This window comes from Aeromicrobium chenweiae, from assembly GCF_003065605.1.
GTDB classification, from domain to species: Bacteria; Actinomycetota; Actinomycetes; order Propionibacteriales; family Nocardioidaceae; genus Aeromicrobium; species Aeromicrobium chenweiae.
In genome coordinates this window covers 3205493-3219657 of the sequence record NZ_CP026952.1, presented here as the reverse complement: position 1 = coordinate 3219657, position 14165 = coordinate 3205493, and the positions used below count along the sequence as shown (strand labels likewise).

Annotated in this window: 13 protein-coding genes; 10 read left to right on the top strand and 3 right to left on the bottom strand. The window is 72.5% G+C overall.

Annotated features, from left to right (window positions below):
- The first annotated feature begins 7 nt into the window (after positions 1-7).
- Genes C3E78_RS15680 through C3E78_RS15670 form a run of 3 tightly spaced genes read left to right on the top strand, consistent with a single transcriptional unit; the run spans position 8 to position 1729 of the window.
- Positions 8-274, top strand: a complete 267-nt coding sequence (locus C3E78_RS15680) for a DUF4229 domain-containing protein (protein ID WP_108579991.1) — start codon at positions 8-10, stop codon at positions 272-274.
- Positions 255-1343 carry an L-cysteine desulfhydrase Cds1 gene (cds1, locus tag C3E78_RS15675; protein ID WP_108579989.1) on the top strand — a complete coding sequence of 363 codons (1089 nt, stop codon included), beginning with the start codon at positions 255-257 and terminating at the stop codon, positions 1341-1343. Before C3E78_RS15680 ends, cds1 begins: the two co-directional genes overlap by 20 nt.
- Entirely contained in the window at positions 1340-1729 is a 390-nt protein-coding gene (locus C3E78_RS15670; protein WP_108579987.1) for a VOC family protein, read from the top strand. Before cds1 ends, C3E78_RS15670 begins: the two co-directional genes overlap by 4 nt.
- Here C3E78_RS15670 and C3E78_RS15665 read toward each other — a convergent pair.
- Positions 1726-2220, bottom strand: a complete 495-nt coding sequence (locus C3E78_RS15665; RefSeq protein WP_235833662.1) for a metallophosphoesterase family protein — start codon at positions 2218-2220, stop codon at positions 1726-1728. The genes C3E78_RS15670 and C3E78_RS15665 overlap by 4 nt on opposite strands.
- A 1-nt stretch (position 2221) precedes the next feature.
- Entirely contained in the window at positions 2222-3106 is an 885-nt protein-coding gene (locus tag C3E78_RS15660; RefSeq protein WP_108579985.1) for a 1,4-dihydroxy-2-naphthoate polyprenyltransferase, read from the bottom strand.
- Between the two features lie 78 nt (positions 3107-3184).
- Between C3E78_RS15660 and C3E78_RS15655 the strand changes: the two genes are divergently transcribed.
- Together C3E78_RS15655 and C3E78_RS15650 are read left to right on the top strand one after the other, a co-directional pair.
- Entirely contained in the window at positions 3185-3745 is a 561-nt protein-coding gene (locus tag C3E78_RS15655) for a hypothetical protein (RefSeq protein WP_108579983.1), read from the top strand.
- A complete protein-coding gene (locus C3E78_RS15650; RefSeq protein WP_108579981.1) occupies positions 3742-4776 on the top strand; it encodes an AMP-binding protein in 1035 nt (344 codons plus the stop codon). Before C3E78_RS15655 ends, C3E78_RS15650 begins: the two co-directional genes overlap by 4 nt.
- A 12-nt stretch (positions 4777-4788) precedes the next feature.
- On the opposite strand, the gene C3E78_RS15645 is transcribed toward C3E78_RS15650, so the two are convergent.
- Positions 4789-5445 carry an SDR family oxidoreductase gene (locus C3E78_RS15645; protein WP_108579979.1) on the bottom strand — a complete coding sequence of 219 codons (657 nt, stop codon included), beginning with the start codon at positions 5443-5445 and terminating at the stop codon, positions 4789-4791.
- 64 nt (positions 5446-5509) lie between these two features.
- On the opposite strand from C3E78_RS15645, the gene C3E78_RS15640 reads away from it, so the two are divergent.
- The 5 genes from C3E78_RS15640 to C3E78_RS18730 all read left to right on the top strand — a co-directional run bounded on the left by C3E78_RS15640 (position 5510) and on the right by C3E78_RS18730 (position 14159).
- Positions 5510-6427 (top strand): o-succinylbenzoate synthase, encoded by a 918-nt coding sequence (locus C3E78_RS15640; RefSeq protein ID WP_235833661.1) that lies wholly within the window; start codon positions 5510-5512, stop codon positions 6425-6427.
- Complete coding sequence (menD, locus tag C3E78_RS15635; protein ID WP_108579975.1) at positions 6424-7989, top strand: 2-succinyl-5-enolpyruvyl-6-hydroxy-3-cyclohexene-1-carboxylate synthase; 1566 nt, start codon at positions 6424-6426, stop codon at positions 7987-7989. The genes C3E78_RS15640 and menD overlap by 4 nt, the downstream gene beginning before the upstream one ends.
- Positions 7990-8058: 69 nt before the next feature.
- On the top strand, positions 8059-9642 hold the full coding sequence (locus C3E78_RS15630) for a GMC family oxidoreductase (RefSeq protein WP_108579973.1): 1584 nt from the start codon (positions 8059-8061) through the stop codon (positions 9640-9642).
- On the top strand, positions 9639-11156 hold the full coding sequence (locus C3E78_RS15625; RefSeq protein WP_108579971.1) for an aldehyde dehydrogenase family protein: 1518 nt from the start codon (positions 9639-9641) through the stop codon (positions 11154-11156). The genes C3E78_RS15630 and C3E78_RS15625 overlap by 4 nt, the downstream gene beginning before the upstream one ends.
- A gap of 117 nt (positions 11157-11273) precedes the next feature.
- Complete coding sequence (locus C3E78_RS18730; protein ID WP_159085916.1) at positions 11274-14159, top strand: helix-turn-helix transcriptional regulator; 2886 nt, start codon at positions 11274-11276, stop codon at positions 14157-14159.
- Positions 14160-14165: the final 6 nt, after the last annotated feature.

Genomic DNA, 14165 nt, shown 5'->3' with positions numbered 1-14165 from the left:
TGGAAGCATGAAGGCTTTCTGGACCTACACCCTGGCTCGCTTCGCCGTCCTGGCGGTGGTGTTCGCGGTCGTGTGGCTCGCAGCGCCGTTGTTCTTCGAACGCACCGAGATCGTCAACATCTTCGTGCTGCTCGTCTCGCTCGTCATCTCCTCGATCATCTCGATCTTCCTGCTGTCCGGCCTGAGGGCCCGGCTCGCCGAGGACGTCCACGCACGCGCCGAGCGCATGTCGTCCCGTCTCGAGGAGTCCCGCCGTGCCGAAGACGTCGACTGAGAGCCGCGCCTGGATCGCCGAGGCGATCCGCCGCGTCGAGGCCGACGCCAACCGCAGCGCGGACACCCACCTGCACGTCCTGCCGATCCCGGTGCCGGGCATCGACCTGTACCTCAAGGACGAGTCGGTCCACCCCACCGGCAGCCTGAAGCACCGGCTCGCGCGGTCGCTGTTCCTGTACGCCCTGTGCAACGGGTGGATCGGCCCGACGTCGACCGTGATCGAGGCGTCGAGCGGGTCAACGGCGGTCAGCGAGGCGTACTTCGCGCGGCTCCTCGGCCTGCCGTTCGTCGCGGTGATGCCGGCGTCCACCAGCACCGAGAAGATCGCGCTGATCGAGTTCTACGGCGGGCGCTGCCACCTCGTCGACGACCCCGGCACGGTGTACGAGGTCGCGCGGGAGCTGGCGAGCGCATGCGGCGGCCACTACATGGACCAGTTCACGTACGCCGAGCGCGCGACCGACTGGCGCGGCAACAACAACATCGCCGAGTCGATCTTCCAGCAGATGTCGGCCGAGAAGCACCCGTGCCCGGAGTGGATCGTGGTGAGTGCGGGCACCGGCGGCACGTCCGCGACGATCGGCCGGTTCGTGCGCTACCGGCGCTTCGCGACCCGGATCGCGGTCGCGGACCCCGAGAACTCGGCCTTCCTCGAGGGCTGGGAGTCCGATCGTTCCGACGTGACGACCGCGAAGCCGTCGCGCATCGAGGGCATCGGCCGCATGCGGGTCGAGCCGTCGTTCGTGGGCGGGGTCATCGACGACATGGTCCGGGTGCCCGATGCGGCCTCCCTGGCCACGATGCGCTGGGTCTCTGCGATCCTCGGGCGTCCCGTCGGCGGGTCCACCGGCACGAACGTGTGGGCGTCGCTCGAGGTGATCGGGCGCATGCGTACGGAGGGCCAGGAGGGCAGCGTCGTCACGTTGCTGTGCGACGGCGGCGAGCGCTACGAGCACACCTACTACGACGACGCGTGGCTGGCCGACAAGGGCATCGACATCGCCCCGTACGCGGCCGCGCTCGAGGAGTTCTCGGCAACAGGTGTCCTGCCCGGGGTGTCGCCATGACGTCCTACGTCTCGCACACCTCGGTCGACTGTTTGGACGCTTTCGAGCTGTCGCAGTGGTGGAAGGGCCTGCTGGGATACGTCGACGTCGAGGGTGACCCCAACGAGCCCGGTGACGAGGAGTGCGCGATCGTCGACCCCGGGACCGGCCACACGATCTGGTTCCTCGAGGTGCCGGAGGCCAAGACGGGCAAGAACCGCATCCACCTGGACCTGCGCCCACGCGAGGGCACGCGCGACGAGGAGATCGAGCGCGTACGGGCCCTGGGTGCGGTCGAGGTGGCCGATCGCCGCGGCGTGTACGGGCCAGGCTCGGGCTGGGTCGTGTTCGCGGACCCCGAGGGCAACGAGTTCTGCATCCTGCGGTCGTCGGGCGAGCTCGACTAGGTCACCGGCACGATCGTTGCCGAGACGATCCGGCCCCCGTCGAGGACGAGCTGACCCATCGTGCCGCGCGGCTGACGGCGCTTGTCGGTCGGCGACCCCGGGTTGAGGAGGCGCTGGCCGTCCTCCTCGGTGTCCCACGGGATGTGCGAGTGGCCGAACACCACCAGGTCGGCGTCGGGGAACCGCCTGCGCATGCGTCCGGCTCGGCCCTGCTTGGGCCCCGAGTCGTGGATCATCGCGATCCGTACGCCGTCGAGCTCGAGCTCGAGCGTCTCGGGCGCACCCCACGCGGACACGTCCGGCCCGTCGTTGTTGCCGGCCACCACGTGCACGGGTGCGTACGCCGCGAGCTCGTCCAGCACGGACGGGACGCAGACGTCGCCCGCGTGCAGGATCACGTCGACGTCGGTCAGCTGCGCGGCGACCGCCGGCGGCATGGCCTTCCAGAACCGGGGGGCGTGGGTGTCGGAGACGACCGCGACGCGCAGCACGTCAGCCGCCGATCGTCAGGCCGATCGCGAGCCCTGCGGCGTACACGAGCTCGATGAGCCCGCTGTCGCGCAGGACCGGGATGAGCGCCATGCCCTGGGCGCCGGACGCCACGATGCTCGCCGCGCGGCCGATCAGCGGCAGGGCGACGAGGCCGAGCAGCGCCCACGGGGTCGAGAACGCGGCCCACACGAGCGCGCCGATCGCCACGACCATCAGCAGCCCGTAGAGCCGGCGCGTGCCGGCGTCGCCGAGGACGACCGCGAGCGTCCGCTTGCCGGTGACCGAGTCGGTCGGGATGTCGCGCAGGTTGTTCGCGACGAGGATCGCGCAGGCCAGCGAGCCGATGCCGATCGCGGCCGCGACCGCCGGCGCGGTGATGTCCTCGACCTGCACGTACGCCGTGCCGAGCACCGCGACGAGGCCGAAGAAGACGAACACGCTGACCTCGCCGAGCGCGCGGTACCCGTAGGGCGACGGCCCCCCGGTGTACGTCCACGCGGCACCGAGGGCCGCGATGCCCACGAGCAGCAGCCACCAGCTGGAGGTCGCGGCCAGGACGAAGCCGAGGGCGCCGCCGATGCCGAGGAACAGCAGCGCGGCGGCCTTGACGCGCCGGGCCGGGACGAGCCCCGAGCCGACGAGACGCAGCGGCCCGACCCGGTCGTCGTCGGTGCCCTTGATGCCGTCGGAGTAGTCGTTCGCGTAGTTGACGCCGATCTGCAGCGCGAGGGAGACGCCGAGGGCGAGCAGGGCCTTCCACCAGACCACCGAGTCCGAGTACGCCGCGGCGCCCGTGCCGGCCAGGACCGGCGCCACCGCCGCGGGAAGGGTGCGGGGCCGCGCTCCGGCGATCCAGAGCTGGGCGGGGGAGTGCGTGGCGGTCATGACGCACCAGTCTGCCACCCGACCACCTTGTCAACCTCTCGTTGACGCGGTGAGCCATGTCAAGCTAGCGTTGACGGCATGACGATCGAGGACGCGGAGTTCGAGGACCTGATCGCGCAGGCGGTCGCCCGGCTGGACCCGACGCTCGAGGGCCGGCTCGACGTCGAGCCCGAGGCGCACCTGGACCTCGTCGTCATCACCCGCCGTGCGCACGCCGAGACCAACAAGCTGCTGATCGCCGCGGTCTCCTCCGCACGCGCGGCCGGCTACAGCTGGGAGGCGATCGGCACCGCGCTCGGGATGTCCCGCCAGGCCGCGCAGCAGCGCTTCGGCCGGCGACCCACGACCATTCCGGGCACCGCGGAGCACCGGCAGCTGGTCGGCCTCACGGCGTTCACCGAGATCGACCAGCTGAACGAGTGGGGCCGGCACGGCTGGCACTCGGTCGGCTTCGGCCCGCTCTTCCACGACGTCGAGAAGTCGCCGATCCAGTGGGAGCACTGCCGTGCGGTGATCGGCAGCCGCAAGGCCAAGGACCTCGAGGCCGAGGGCTGGGAACGCATCGGCTCGATGTGGTTCCCCTGGACGTACCTGAAGCGACCGCTGGACGTCCCGGCCGTCCCCGGGGAGCCCGCGTGAGCGCGAGCCTGCGACCGGTCTCCGGCGATCCGCGCGCGGTGTTCGCGCTGGTCCGCGAGTGGGTCCGCGACGGCGGCGAGCCGGTCGTGATCCGCACGTCCGGCAGCACCGGCGAGCCCAAGGACGTCATCCTCTCCCACACCGCGATGCTTGCCTCGGCCCGCGCGACCCTCGACCGGCTCGGCGGGCCCGGCGGCTGGCTCCAGGCGATGCCGGTCACGGGTGTCGGGGGGCTGCAGGTGCTCGTCCGATCGGCGCTGGCCGGGCTCGAGCCGGTCTACGCCGCGGACCACCCGACGCTGGCCGACGCGGTGCGCGCGATCCCGGGCGACCGCCGGTACGCCTCGCTGGTGCCCACACAGGTGCACCGCCTGCTCGAGAGCGGCTCGATCGATCTCTTCCGCTCGCTGGACGCGCTCCTGATCGGGGGCGCAGCGGTGCCGCCGGACATGCTCGACGCCCTCGAAGGCGTCACCGTCGTGCGGACGTACGGCATGAGCGAGACGTGCGGCGGCTGCGTCTACGACGGGGTGCCGCTCGACGGCGTCGAGGTGCGGATCGACGAGTCCGGCCAGGTGCTGCTGTCCGGTCCGGTCCTGTTCGACGGCTACGCCGACCCGGTCGCGACCGCCGCGGTCCTGCGGGACGGCTGGTTCGCCACGGCCGATCTCGGCGAGATGGTCGACGGTCGCCTGCGCATCACCGGCCGCTCGGACGACGTGGTCATCAGCGGCGGCGTCAACATCCCGCTGCCGGCGGTGACCCAGGCGCTGCGGGGCCTGGAGGGCGTCCGTGACGCGATCGCGCTGGGCGTGCCGGACGAGGAGTGGGGCTCGCGGGTCGTCGCGTACGTCGTCCCGGCCGACGCCGTGTGCCTCGACGGGCTGCGGCTCGACGCGCTCCGGGACGCGGTCGAGGAGCGCGGCCTGCCGCGGACCTGGGCCCCGCGGGAGGTCGTGCTGCTGGACGCGTTGCCCCTGCTGCCCGGCGGCAAGATCGACCGCCGGGCACTGCAGGGTCCTGCGGCCTGAGGCCGGTCCGGCTCAGGTCGCGGCGGCGATCGCCTCGGGGATCGGGGTGGGACCGCCGATGACCTCCCACTGCTTGCCGTACGTCGAGCGGTCCGGCAGGACCGTCGCGATGAGGGCAGCCACGTCGGCGCGGGGGATCTGGCCGCGATCGACCTTCTCGGCCAGCGTGATCGAGCCGGTGCCCGGGTCGTCGGTCAGGCCGCCGGGTCGCACGATCGTCCAGTCCAGGCTGCTGTCGCGCAGGGCGACGTCGGCGTCGCGCTTGGCCTCGACGTACGCGACCCAGGTGTCCTCGGTGTCGTCCGCCAGCGGCTCGTCGACGCCCATGGCCGAGATCTGCACGAAGCGGCTGACCCCGGCGCGGGTGGCACCGTCGATCGACTTCAGGGAGCCGCCGAGGTCGACGGTCTTCTTGCGCTCGATGTTGCCGTCGGCGCCACCGCCGGCGGCGAACACCACGGCGTCCGCGCCTTCGAAGGCCCGGGCGAAGTCGTCGGTGTCGGACGACTCGATGTCCAGCAGGGTGACCTCGGCGCCGGCCGTCTCCAGCTCGGCGGTGTGGTCGGGGTTGCGGATCAGGGCGACGGGGACGTGCCCGCCGTCGACGAGAAGGGGGATCAGGAGGCGGGCGATCTTGCCGTGGCCTCCGACTATCGCAATTCGGCTCATGACTCGACGGTACGCACGTGGCGGTAAGTTGCCAGTCGTGCAGCCTCGTACCTTCGCGATCCCCATGCCCGTCCGATTTCGCGGCATCACGCGCCGCGAGGGCATGCTGATCGAGGGGCCCGCCGGGTGGGCGGAGTTCAGCCCGTTCCTGGACTACGACGCCCGCGAGAGCGCCCCGTGGCTCGCCGCCGCGATCGACTCCGCGGAGCGGGAGTGGCCCGAGGCCCGGCGCGACCGGATCCCGGTCAACTGCACCGTGCCCGCGGTCGGCGCGGAGCAGGCCGCCGCGATCGTGCGCCGCAGCGGGTGCAGCACGGCCAAGGTCAAGGTGGCCGAGAAGGGCCAGTCGCTGGCGGACGACATCGAGCGGGTCGAGGCGGTGCGCGACGCGATCGGTCCCGGTGGCCGGGTCCGGGTCGACGCCAACGGCGGCTGGTCCGTCGACGACGCGTTCGGTGCCATCGCGGCCCTGGACCTCGCTGCCGGGGGGCTGGAGTACGTCGAGCAGCCCTGCGCGTCGGTCGAGGGGCTGGCCGCCGTGCGCCGCCGGGTCGACGTGCCGATCGCGGCCGACGAGTCGATCCGGCGCGCGGAGGACCCGTTCCGCGTGGTCGAGCTCGAGGCCGCGGACATCGCCGTGCTGAAGGTGGCGCCCCTCGGCGGCGTGCACGCGTGCCTGCGCATCGCGGAGCAGATCGGCCTGCCCGTCGTCGTCTCCAGCGCGGTCGAGACCTCGATCGGCCTCGCCGCCGGGCTCGCGCTCGCCTCGGCCCTGCCCGAGCTGCCGTACGCGTGCGGGCTGGGCACCACCTCCCTGCTCGACGGCGACGTGGTCGCGTCACCCCTCGTCCCGGTCGACGGCTTCCTGCCCGTCGGGCGCCCGTCGCTGGACCTCGCCGCGTACGAGCAGGTCGCCGCCGACGGCGAGACCGACGCCCGGTGGCAGGCCCGACTCTCCGCGGTCCGGGCGGTCCTGGCATGAGCGAGCAGCACTCGGTGGGTGTGGCCCGCAGGCTGGCGATGCACCTGCTCGGGCTCGGGGTCACGGACGCCGTCCTGGCGCCCGGCTCGCGCTCCGGACCCCTCGCGCTCGCGCTGGCCGCAGCCGACGAGCAGGGGCTGATCCGTCTGCACGTCCGGGTCGACGAGCGGGAGGCGGCCTTCCTGGCGCTGGGCATGGCCAAGGCCTCGCGGCGGCTCGTCCCGGTCGTCACGACGTCGGGCACCGCCGTCGCCAACCTGCACCCTGCGATGCTCGAGGCCGTCCACAGTGACGTGCCCGTGCTGGCGATCACGGCTGACCGGCCCGGACGCCTGCGCGGCACCGGAGCGAACCAGACCACCGACCAGCGCGAGATCTTCCCGGGCGTGCCGTTCGTCGAGCGCGTGAAGCAGGTGACGGGCGGGCCCGCCCACCTCAACCTCGAGCTCGACGAGCCTCTCATCGAGCCGGTCCAGGACTGGGACTTCGGCGCCGCCGGGACCCGGTTGCGGGGCAGCGCTGCCGCCGACCCACACGTCCTCGACCCGGGTCCCCGCACCGTCGTGGTCGCAGGGGACGACGCCCGCCAGCCCGCTCGCATCGCGGCGCTGGACGGCGGCTGGCCCCTGCTGGCCGAGCCGAGCTCGGGATCGCGCAACGGTGACGAGGCGATCGTGGCGTACCGCCTCCTGCTGGCCCACGCGCCGCTCGCGGACCGGGTCGAGCGGGTCGTCAGCTTCGGGCACGCGACCCTCAGCCGCCCGGTGTCGCGGCTCCTGGCCCGCACCGACATCGAGATCGTCCACGTCGGCGACCAGTCGACCTTCCCGGTCCCGGCGGGCGAGAACGTGACGTTCACGCACGAGGTGCAGGTGGCCGGCCCGGGCCCGCGGGACTGGCTCGGCGAGTGGAAGGACGCCGACCGGGCCGCGACCGCCGCGATCGACGGCCAGCTCGACGGCTCCACGCCGTACGACGTCGCGAAGGCGGTCAATGCCGCCGTCCCGCCGGGCGGTCTGCTGTTCGTGGGATCCTCCAGCCCGATCCGCGACCTGGACCTGGTGGCCCGGCCCTACCCGGTCGGCGAGAAACGGCTCGTCATCGCCAACCGTGGCCTCGCCGGCATCGACGGCACGCTGTCGACCGCGATCGGCGCCGCGCTGGCGCGTCCCTCGACCCGCGCGATCGCGTACGTCGGGGACCTGACGTTCCTGCACGGCAGCAACGGCCTGCTGATCGGTCCGGAGGAGCCGCGGCCCGACCTGACGATCGTCGTGGCGTCCGACGACGGTGGCAGCATCTTCTCCACCCTGGAGCAGGGCGGTCCCGAGTACGCCGCGTCGTTCGAGCGGATCTACGCGACCCCGACCGGCGCCGACATCGGCGCGCTGTGCGCGGGGTACCGGGTGCCGCACCGCCTGGTCCGTCCGGCCGACCTCGCGGACGCGCTGGCCGAGGACGGCGACGGCATTCGCGTGCTCGAGGTGCCGGTCGACCGAGAGGGCCGGCGGGACCTGGGAGACCGCATCGCGCAGGCGGTCCGCGCGGCACTGAAACCGTGACAGTAGTTGTGTCATTGACATACCCGCAGTAGGTTTGTGTCCCACGTCACTGGGCGACAAGAGGGAACCATGGCCGACGAGCGGTACGACTACATCGTGATCGGCTCCGGCAGCGCCGGAGGCGTCGTCGCGACCCGGCTGACCGAGGACCCCCATGTCACCGTGCTCCTGCTCGAGGCGGGCCCGGCGGACGACGACGACATGATCCACGTGCCGCTCGGCTTCTCGACGCTGTTCAAGACCCGCTGGGACTGGAACTACGAGACGACCCCGCAGAAGCACCTCGCGGGCCGGCGGGCGTACTGGCCGCGCATGAAGGCGCTCGGCGGCTGCTCGTCGATGAACGCGATGATCTACATCCGCGGCAACCACGCCGACTACGACGAGTGGCGTGACGCGTACGGCGCGACCGGTTGGGGGTTCGAGGACGTCCTGCCGTACTTCAAGAAGGCCGAGGACAACACCCGTCTGGGTGACCCGTTCCACGGCCGGGGCGGACCGCTGCACGTCGAGGACCGCACCTACGACCACGAGCTCAGCACCGCGTTCATCGAGGCCGGCGTCTCGGCCGGGCTGAAGCGCAACGACGACTTCAACGGGGCCGAGCAGGAGGGCATCGGGCCGTACCAGGTCACCTGCAAGAAGGGCCGCCGCTGGTCGGTCGCGGACGGGTACATCCACCCGGCCGCCGGCCGGCCCAACTTGACGGTGCGCACCGAGGCGTTCGTGACCCGCATCGTCCTCGAGGGCACCCGGGCCGTGGGCGTCGCGTACACCCGCGACGGCCGGTCCCACGTGGCCCGCGCCGACGCCGAGGTCGTGCTCAGCGGCGGCGCGATCAACAGCCCCCAGCTCCTCATGCTCTCGGGCATCGGGCCCGGCGCCCACCTGCGGTCGCTGGGCATCGACGTGGTCGTGGAGTCGTCCGGCGTCGGCCAGAACCTCCAGGACCACCCGGTGTCGGGGATCCTGACCTACACCAAGGACACGACCGACGTCGCCGAGATGCTCGGCCTCGGCAACCTCGTGAAGTGGAAGGCCACCGGCAAGGGCCCGCTCAGCTCCAACGTGGCCGAGACGGGCGCGTTCTTCTCCTCCCGCGACGACCTCGACCTGCCCGACCTGCAGCTCCACGTGGCGCCGACGGGCTTCTACGACAACGGCATGCACGAGCCGGTGCGCCGGGCGCTCACCACCGCGGTGACGCTCGTCAACGTGCAGAGCAAGGGACACGTCAAGCTGCGGTCCACCGACCCGACCTGGCACCCCGAGATCGACCCCGGCTACTTCGACGACCGCGCCGATCTCGACGCGATCATCAGCGGCTACCGGACCGCCCTGGCCATCCTGCGCGAGGGACCGATCGCCAAGTACGTCGACGAGCCGTGGCTCCCGGCGTCCGCCGAGCCGACCGACGACGAGATCGTCGAGACGATCGGCGCGCTCGGGCAGACGCTGTACCACCCGGTCGCCACGTGCGCGATGGGCACGATCGAGGGCAGCGTCGTCGGCCCCGACCTGAAGGTCCACGGCGTCGAGGGCCTGCGGGTCGCCGACGCCTCGGTGATGCCGCGGGTCCCGCGTGGCAACACCAACGCCCCCACCATCATGATCGGCGAGAAGTGCGCCGATCTCATCAAGGAGAACCGATGACCGCAACACTCGAGCCCACCACGACGAGCGACGCGCCCGCCGCGACGTTCGACTCGCTCAACCCGGCCAACGGCGACCTCGTCGGCACGCACCCGATCGCGACCAAGGCCGAGGTCGACGCCGCCGTCGCCGTCGCACGTGAGACGGCCGACTGGTGGGGGAACCTGTCCTTCGACGAGCGTGGCGAGTTCCTGCTCACCTGGCGCAGCGTCATCACCCGTCGCATCGCCCAGCTCGCAGACCTGTCGAACCGCGAGACCGGCAAGCCCCACAGCGACGCGCAGCTCGAGATCGTCCTGGCGATCGACCACATCACGTGGGCCGCCAAGCACGCCAAGAAGGTCCTCGGCCCGCACCGCGTCGCGCCCGGCCTGCTGATGGCCAACCAGGCCGCGACGGTCGAGTACCGCCAGCTCGGCGTGGTCGGCGTCATCGGTCCGTGGAACTACCCGGTGTTCACGCCGATGGGCTCGATCGCGTACGCCCTGGCGGCGGGCAACACCGTGGTCTTCAAGCCGAGCGAGTACACCCCCGGGGTGGGTCGCTGGCTCGCGGACACCTTCAGCGAGGTCGTCCACGGCCGGCCCGTCCTGCAGGTCGTCACGGGGCTCGGGGAGACCGGCAACGCGCTGTGCACGTCCGGTGTCGACAAGCTCGCGTTCACCGGCTCGGGCCGCACCGGCAAGAAGGTCATGGCCGCGTGCGCCGAGAACCTCACGCCGGTCATCATCGAGGCCGGCGGCAAGGACTCGTTCATCGTCGACGAGGACGCCGACATCCCCAAGGCCGCCGAGGCCGCGCTCTGGGGCGGCATGTCGAACGCCGGCCAGACCTGCATCGGCACCGAGCGGGTCTACGTGCACGAGCGGGTCTTCGACCGGTTCGTGGCCGAGATCCTCGACCAGGCCAAGGACCTGCGCGCCGGATCGGACGCGGGCGCCAAGATCGGCCCGATCACGATGCCCTCGCAGCTGGACGTCATCCGCAGCCACGTCGAGGACGCCGTGGCCAAGGGCGCCCACGTCGCGCTGGGCGGACCCGACGCGATCGGCGAGCGGTTCGTGCAGCCGACGATCCTCACGCACGTGCCCGAGGACTCCACCGCGATGACCGAGGAGACGTTCGGACCAACGCTCGCGATCAACCCGGTCAAGGACATGGACGAGGCGATCCGGCGGACGAACGCCACGTCGTACGGCCTCGCGGGTGCCGTGTTCTCCAAGAAGCGCGGCCTCGAGATCGCCAAGCAGGTGCGCTCGGGCATGACGTCGGTCAACTCGATCATCGCGTTCGCCGGCGTCCCGTCGCTGCCGTTCGGCGGCGTCGGGGAGTCCGGCTTCGGCCGCATCCACGGCCCCGAAGGGCTCAAGGAGTTCACCTACGCCAAGTCCATCACGCGCCAGCGGTTCAAGCCGCCGATGCTGCTGACGACGTTCGCGCGCGACGCCAAGACCGACGGCCGCGCCGCGCAGCTCATCACCCTGCTGCACGGGGGCAAGAAGACGATCAAGTAAGCGAGGCCCGGGGGAGGACCCGGGATGAGGGTCTGGGGCAGCGCCGGGTGCCCGAGACCCTCATCGTTCGTCCGCATCACGGCCGAAACGTCTGCCGCATCGGCCATCATGGACACCATGGCGACCGACCGCATCCCCTCGACGCCGCTGTTCGGCCGCACCGCCGAGCTCGAGCAGTTGCTGGTCGCGTGCGGCGCGCGCGACGGGGACCCCGCGGCCGTGCTGCTCGGCGGTGACGCCGGCATCGGCAAGACCCGGCTGCTGCGCGAGCTCGCCGAGCGGACCCGCGAGGCCGGCCACCGTGTCGTCGCGGGGCACTGCCTCGACCTGGGCGACAGCGCGATGCCCTACCAGCCGTTCGCCGAGGCCTTTGCGGGTGTCGACGACGCCGAGCGCGACGAGCTGGCGGCCCGGTTCCCGGCCCTTGCGCCGCTCCTGCCGTGGCCGAGTGCCGAGCAGTCCGCCGGGGTCGACCGGTCCGAGCTGTTCGCGTCGGTCGTCGCGGGCCTCGACCTGCTGGCCTCGAAGCAGCCGCTGCTGCTCGTCATCGAGGACGCCCACTGGGCCGACGCCTCGACCCGCCACCTGATCCGGTACGTCCTGGCCTACCTGTTCACGCATCCCGTGCACCTGGTCGTGAGCTACCGGGCCGACGACCTGCACCGCCGCCATCCGCTGCGCCAGGCGATCGCCGAGTGGGCCCGGCTGCCGGGCGTCCGTCGCATCGAGCTCAGCCCGCTGGACGACGCCGCCGTCGCCGACCTCGTGCGTGCACGAGGCGCGTCCGGCCTCGCCGGCGACGGCCTGACCGCGGTCGTGCAGCGGGCTGCCGGCAACGCGTTCTTCGCCGAGGAGCTGCTCGACGCCGGCCTCGCCGACACCCGGGCGATGCTGCCCGAGACCCTCGCCGACCTGCTGCTGATCCGTCTCGACCGGCTCGACGACGACGCGCGGCAGGTCGTCCGGGCCGCGTCGTGCTCGGGCGGCCGGGTCAGCGACCGGGTGCTGTCGCAGGTCGTCGGGCTGCCGAGCCCGGTCTTCGACGAGGCGATCCGCTCGGCGATCGACCACAAGATCATGACCCAGGTCGACGGCGACTCCTATGCGTTCCGCCACGCGCTGCTCGCCGAGGCGGTGCACGACGACCTGCTGCCGGGCGAGCGCCGGCGCGTCAACCACGCGTACTTGGACGTCCTCACCGCCGACGGCGCCCACGGCTCGGCCGCGGAGATCTCGATGCACGCAGCGGCGGCCGGCCAGCTGTCGCGGGCCTTCGTCGCGAGCGTGGAGGCCGGCGAGTCCGCAGTCCGGCTGTCCGGCTACGACGAGGCCGCCCGACACTACGAGCAGGCGCTCGAGCTGCTCTCCTCGGCGCCGCCGGACACCGATGTCATCGGGCTGCTCGTCGCGGCGGCGGACGCCTGGACGACGGCCGGACACCTGCTGCGGGCGCTCGCGCTGCTCAACGAGCACCTCGACGGCCTGCCCGTGGACGCCTCGGCCGAGGACCGCGCCCGGCTGATGATCCCCATCGGCATGATGGCGTTCCTCGCCGAGCGCGACGCGGAGGCGGCGCGGGTCAGCGAGCAGGTGCTGCAGGTCCTCGGTCCGCAGCGCACCGTCCTGCGGGCCCGGGCCGAGGCCCTGCGCACGGCTGTCCTGTCCGACGCGTGGCGCGACGAGGAGGCGCTCGAGCTCGGCGAGCACGCGCTCGCGATGGCCGAGGAGGTCGGCGCCCCCGAGGTGGTGGCCGAGGTCACCGTGACGTTGGCGCGGGTGCTGTCACGCACCGGCGGCGGCGACCTCGACAAGTCGCGGCAGCGCTACGACGAGCTCATCGAGAGCTCCCGCCGGGACGGCAACGTCCTCGGTGAGCTGCGCGGCCTGGACAACCTCGCGTTCGTCCTGTTCAACGCCGGCGAGCTCGACGACGCCGAGGCGGCCTTCCGGGCGGCGATGGAGCGCGCGCGGGCGACGGGCCGCACCTGGGCGCCCTACGGCTTCGAGGGGCGGGCGTTCTCCGCCGTGATCTGCTACATCCGCGGCCGCTGGGACGACGCCCTCGCACTGCAGACCGCGCCGCCGGAGGCGCCGCTGCTGGCCGAGGCGATCCTCACGGGCGGCCGGCTGATGGTGGCGGCCGGACGCGGGGAGGTCGACGCGCTGGCCGAGGAGCCCCGCCTCAGGGCGATGTGGGAGCGCGACATCGCGATGGCCGTGCACAGCAGCGCCGCGCTGATCGACCTGCACGGTGACAGCGGCGATCTCGACGGAGCGCGAGCCGTGCGCCGGGACGTCGCGGAGGTCATCGAGAAGGTCTGGGACGGCCGGCTGTTCCCGGGTCACGTGCGGCTGGCGGGTCTCGTCGTCGGACAGCTGGCCTCTGCCGCCGGTCGCCTGGCGCGCGCGGAGCACGCGGACCTGCTGGAGGAGGCGCAGCGCCTGACGGACCTGGCCGCGGAGATCGTGGCAGCCCACTCCATGATGGGGCCCGAGGGCCATGCCTGGTGCCTGCGTCTCGCCGCTGAGGGGGCGCGCCTGCGCTGGATCGCCGGGGTCGACGCCCCGCCCGCCGCCGAGCTCGAGCAGGTCTGGCGCGACACGGTCGCGGCCTTCACGGGGTTCGGTCAGCCGTTCGAGGAGGCGAGGTCGGCCACCCGCCTGGCCGCCGTGCTGCTGGCGACCGGGCGCGACGAGGAGGCGCGCTCGCTCCTCGCCTCGGCACGCGAGACCGCCCGGTCGCTCGGCGCCCGGCCGCTGCTGGCCGAGATCGCCGGCCTCACCGGCCCGGCGTCGCGGTCCGACGTCGAGCTGACACCGCGCGAGCTGGAGGTGCTGCACCAGGTCGCCGCGGGGCGGAGCAACGGCGAGATCGGCGCCAGGTTGTTCATCAGCACCAAGACCGTCTCGGTCCACGTGTCGAACATCCTCGCCAAGCTGGGTGCCGCCGGACGGACCGAGGCGGCCGCGATCGCCCGTCGCAAGGGCCTGCTGGACGACTGAGCGGGT

Coding starts and splice junctions, on each gene's coding strand:
- C3E78_RS15680 (WP_108579991.1), top strand. CDS start 8: ATGAAGGCTTTCTGGACCTACACCCTGGCTCGCTTCGCCGTCCTGGCG.
- C3E78_RS15670 (WP_108579987.1), top strand. CDS start 1,340: ATGACGTCCTACGTCTCGCACACCTCGGTCGACTGTTTGGACGCTTTC.
- C3E78_RS15660 (WP_108579985.1), bottom strand. CDS start 3,106: ATGACCGCCACGCACTCCCCCGCCCAGCTCTGGATCGCCGGAGCGCGG.
- C3E78_RS15655 (WP_108579983.1), top strand. CDS start 3,185: ATGACGATCGAGGACGCGGAGTTCGAGGACCTGATCGCGCAGGCGGTC.
- C3E78_RS15645 (WP_108579979.1), bottom strand. CDS start 5,445: ATGAGCCGAATTGCGATAGTCGGAGGCCACGGCAAGATCGCCCGCCTC.
- C3E78_RS15640 (WP_235833661.1), top strand. CDS start 5,510: ATGCCCGTCCGATTTCGCGGCATCACGCGCCGCGAGGGCATGCTGATC.
- menD (WP_108579975.1), top strand. CDS start 6,424: ATGAGCGAGCAGCACTCGGTGGGTGTGGCCCGCAGGCTGGCGATGCAC.
- C3E78_RS15630 (WP_108579973.1), top strand. CDS start 8,059: ATGGCCGACGAGCGGTACGACTACATCGTGATCGGCTCCGGCAGCGCC.
- C3E78_RS15625 (WP_108579971.1), top strand. CDS start 9,639: ATGACCGCAACACTCGAGCCCACCACGACGAGCGACGCGCCCGCCGCG.
- C3E78_RS18730 (WP_159085916.1), top strand. CDS start 11,274: ATGGCGACCGACCGCATCCCCTCGACGCCGCTGTTCGGCCGCACCGCC.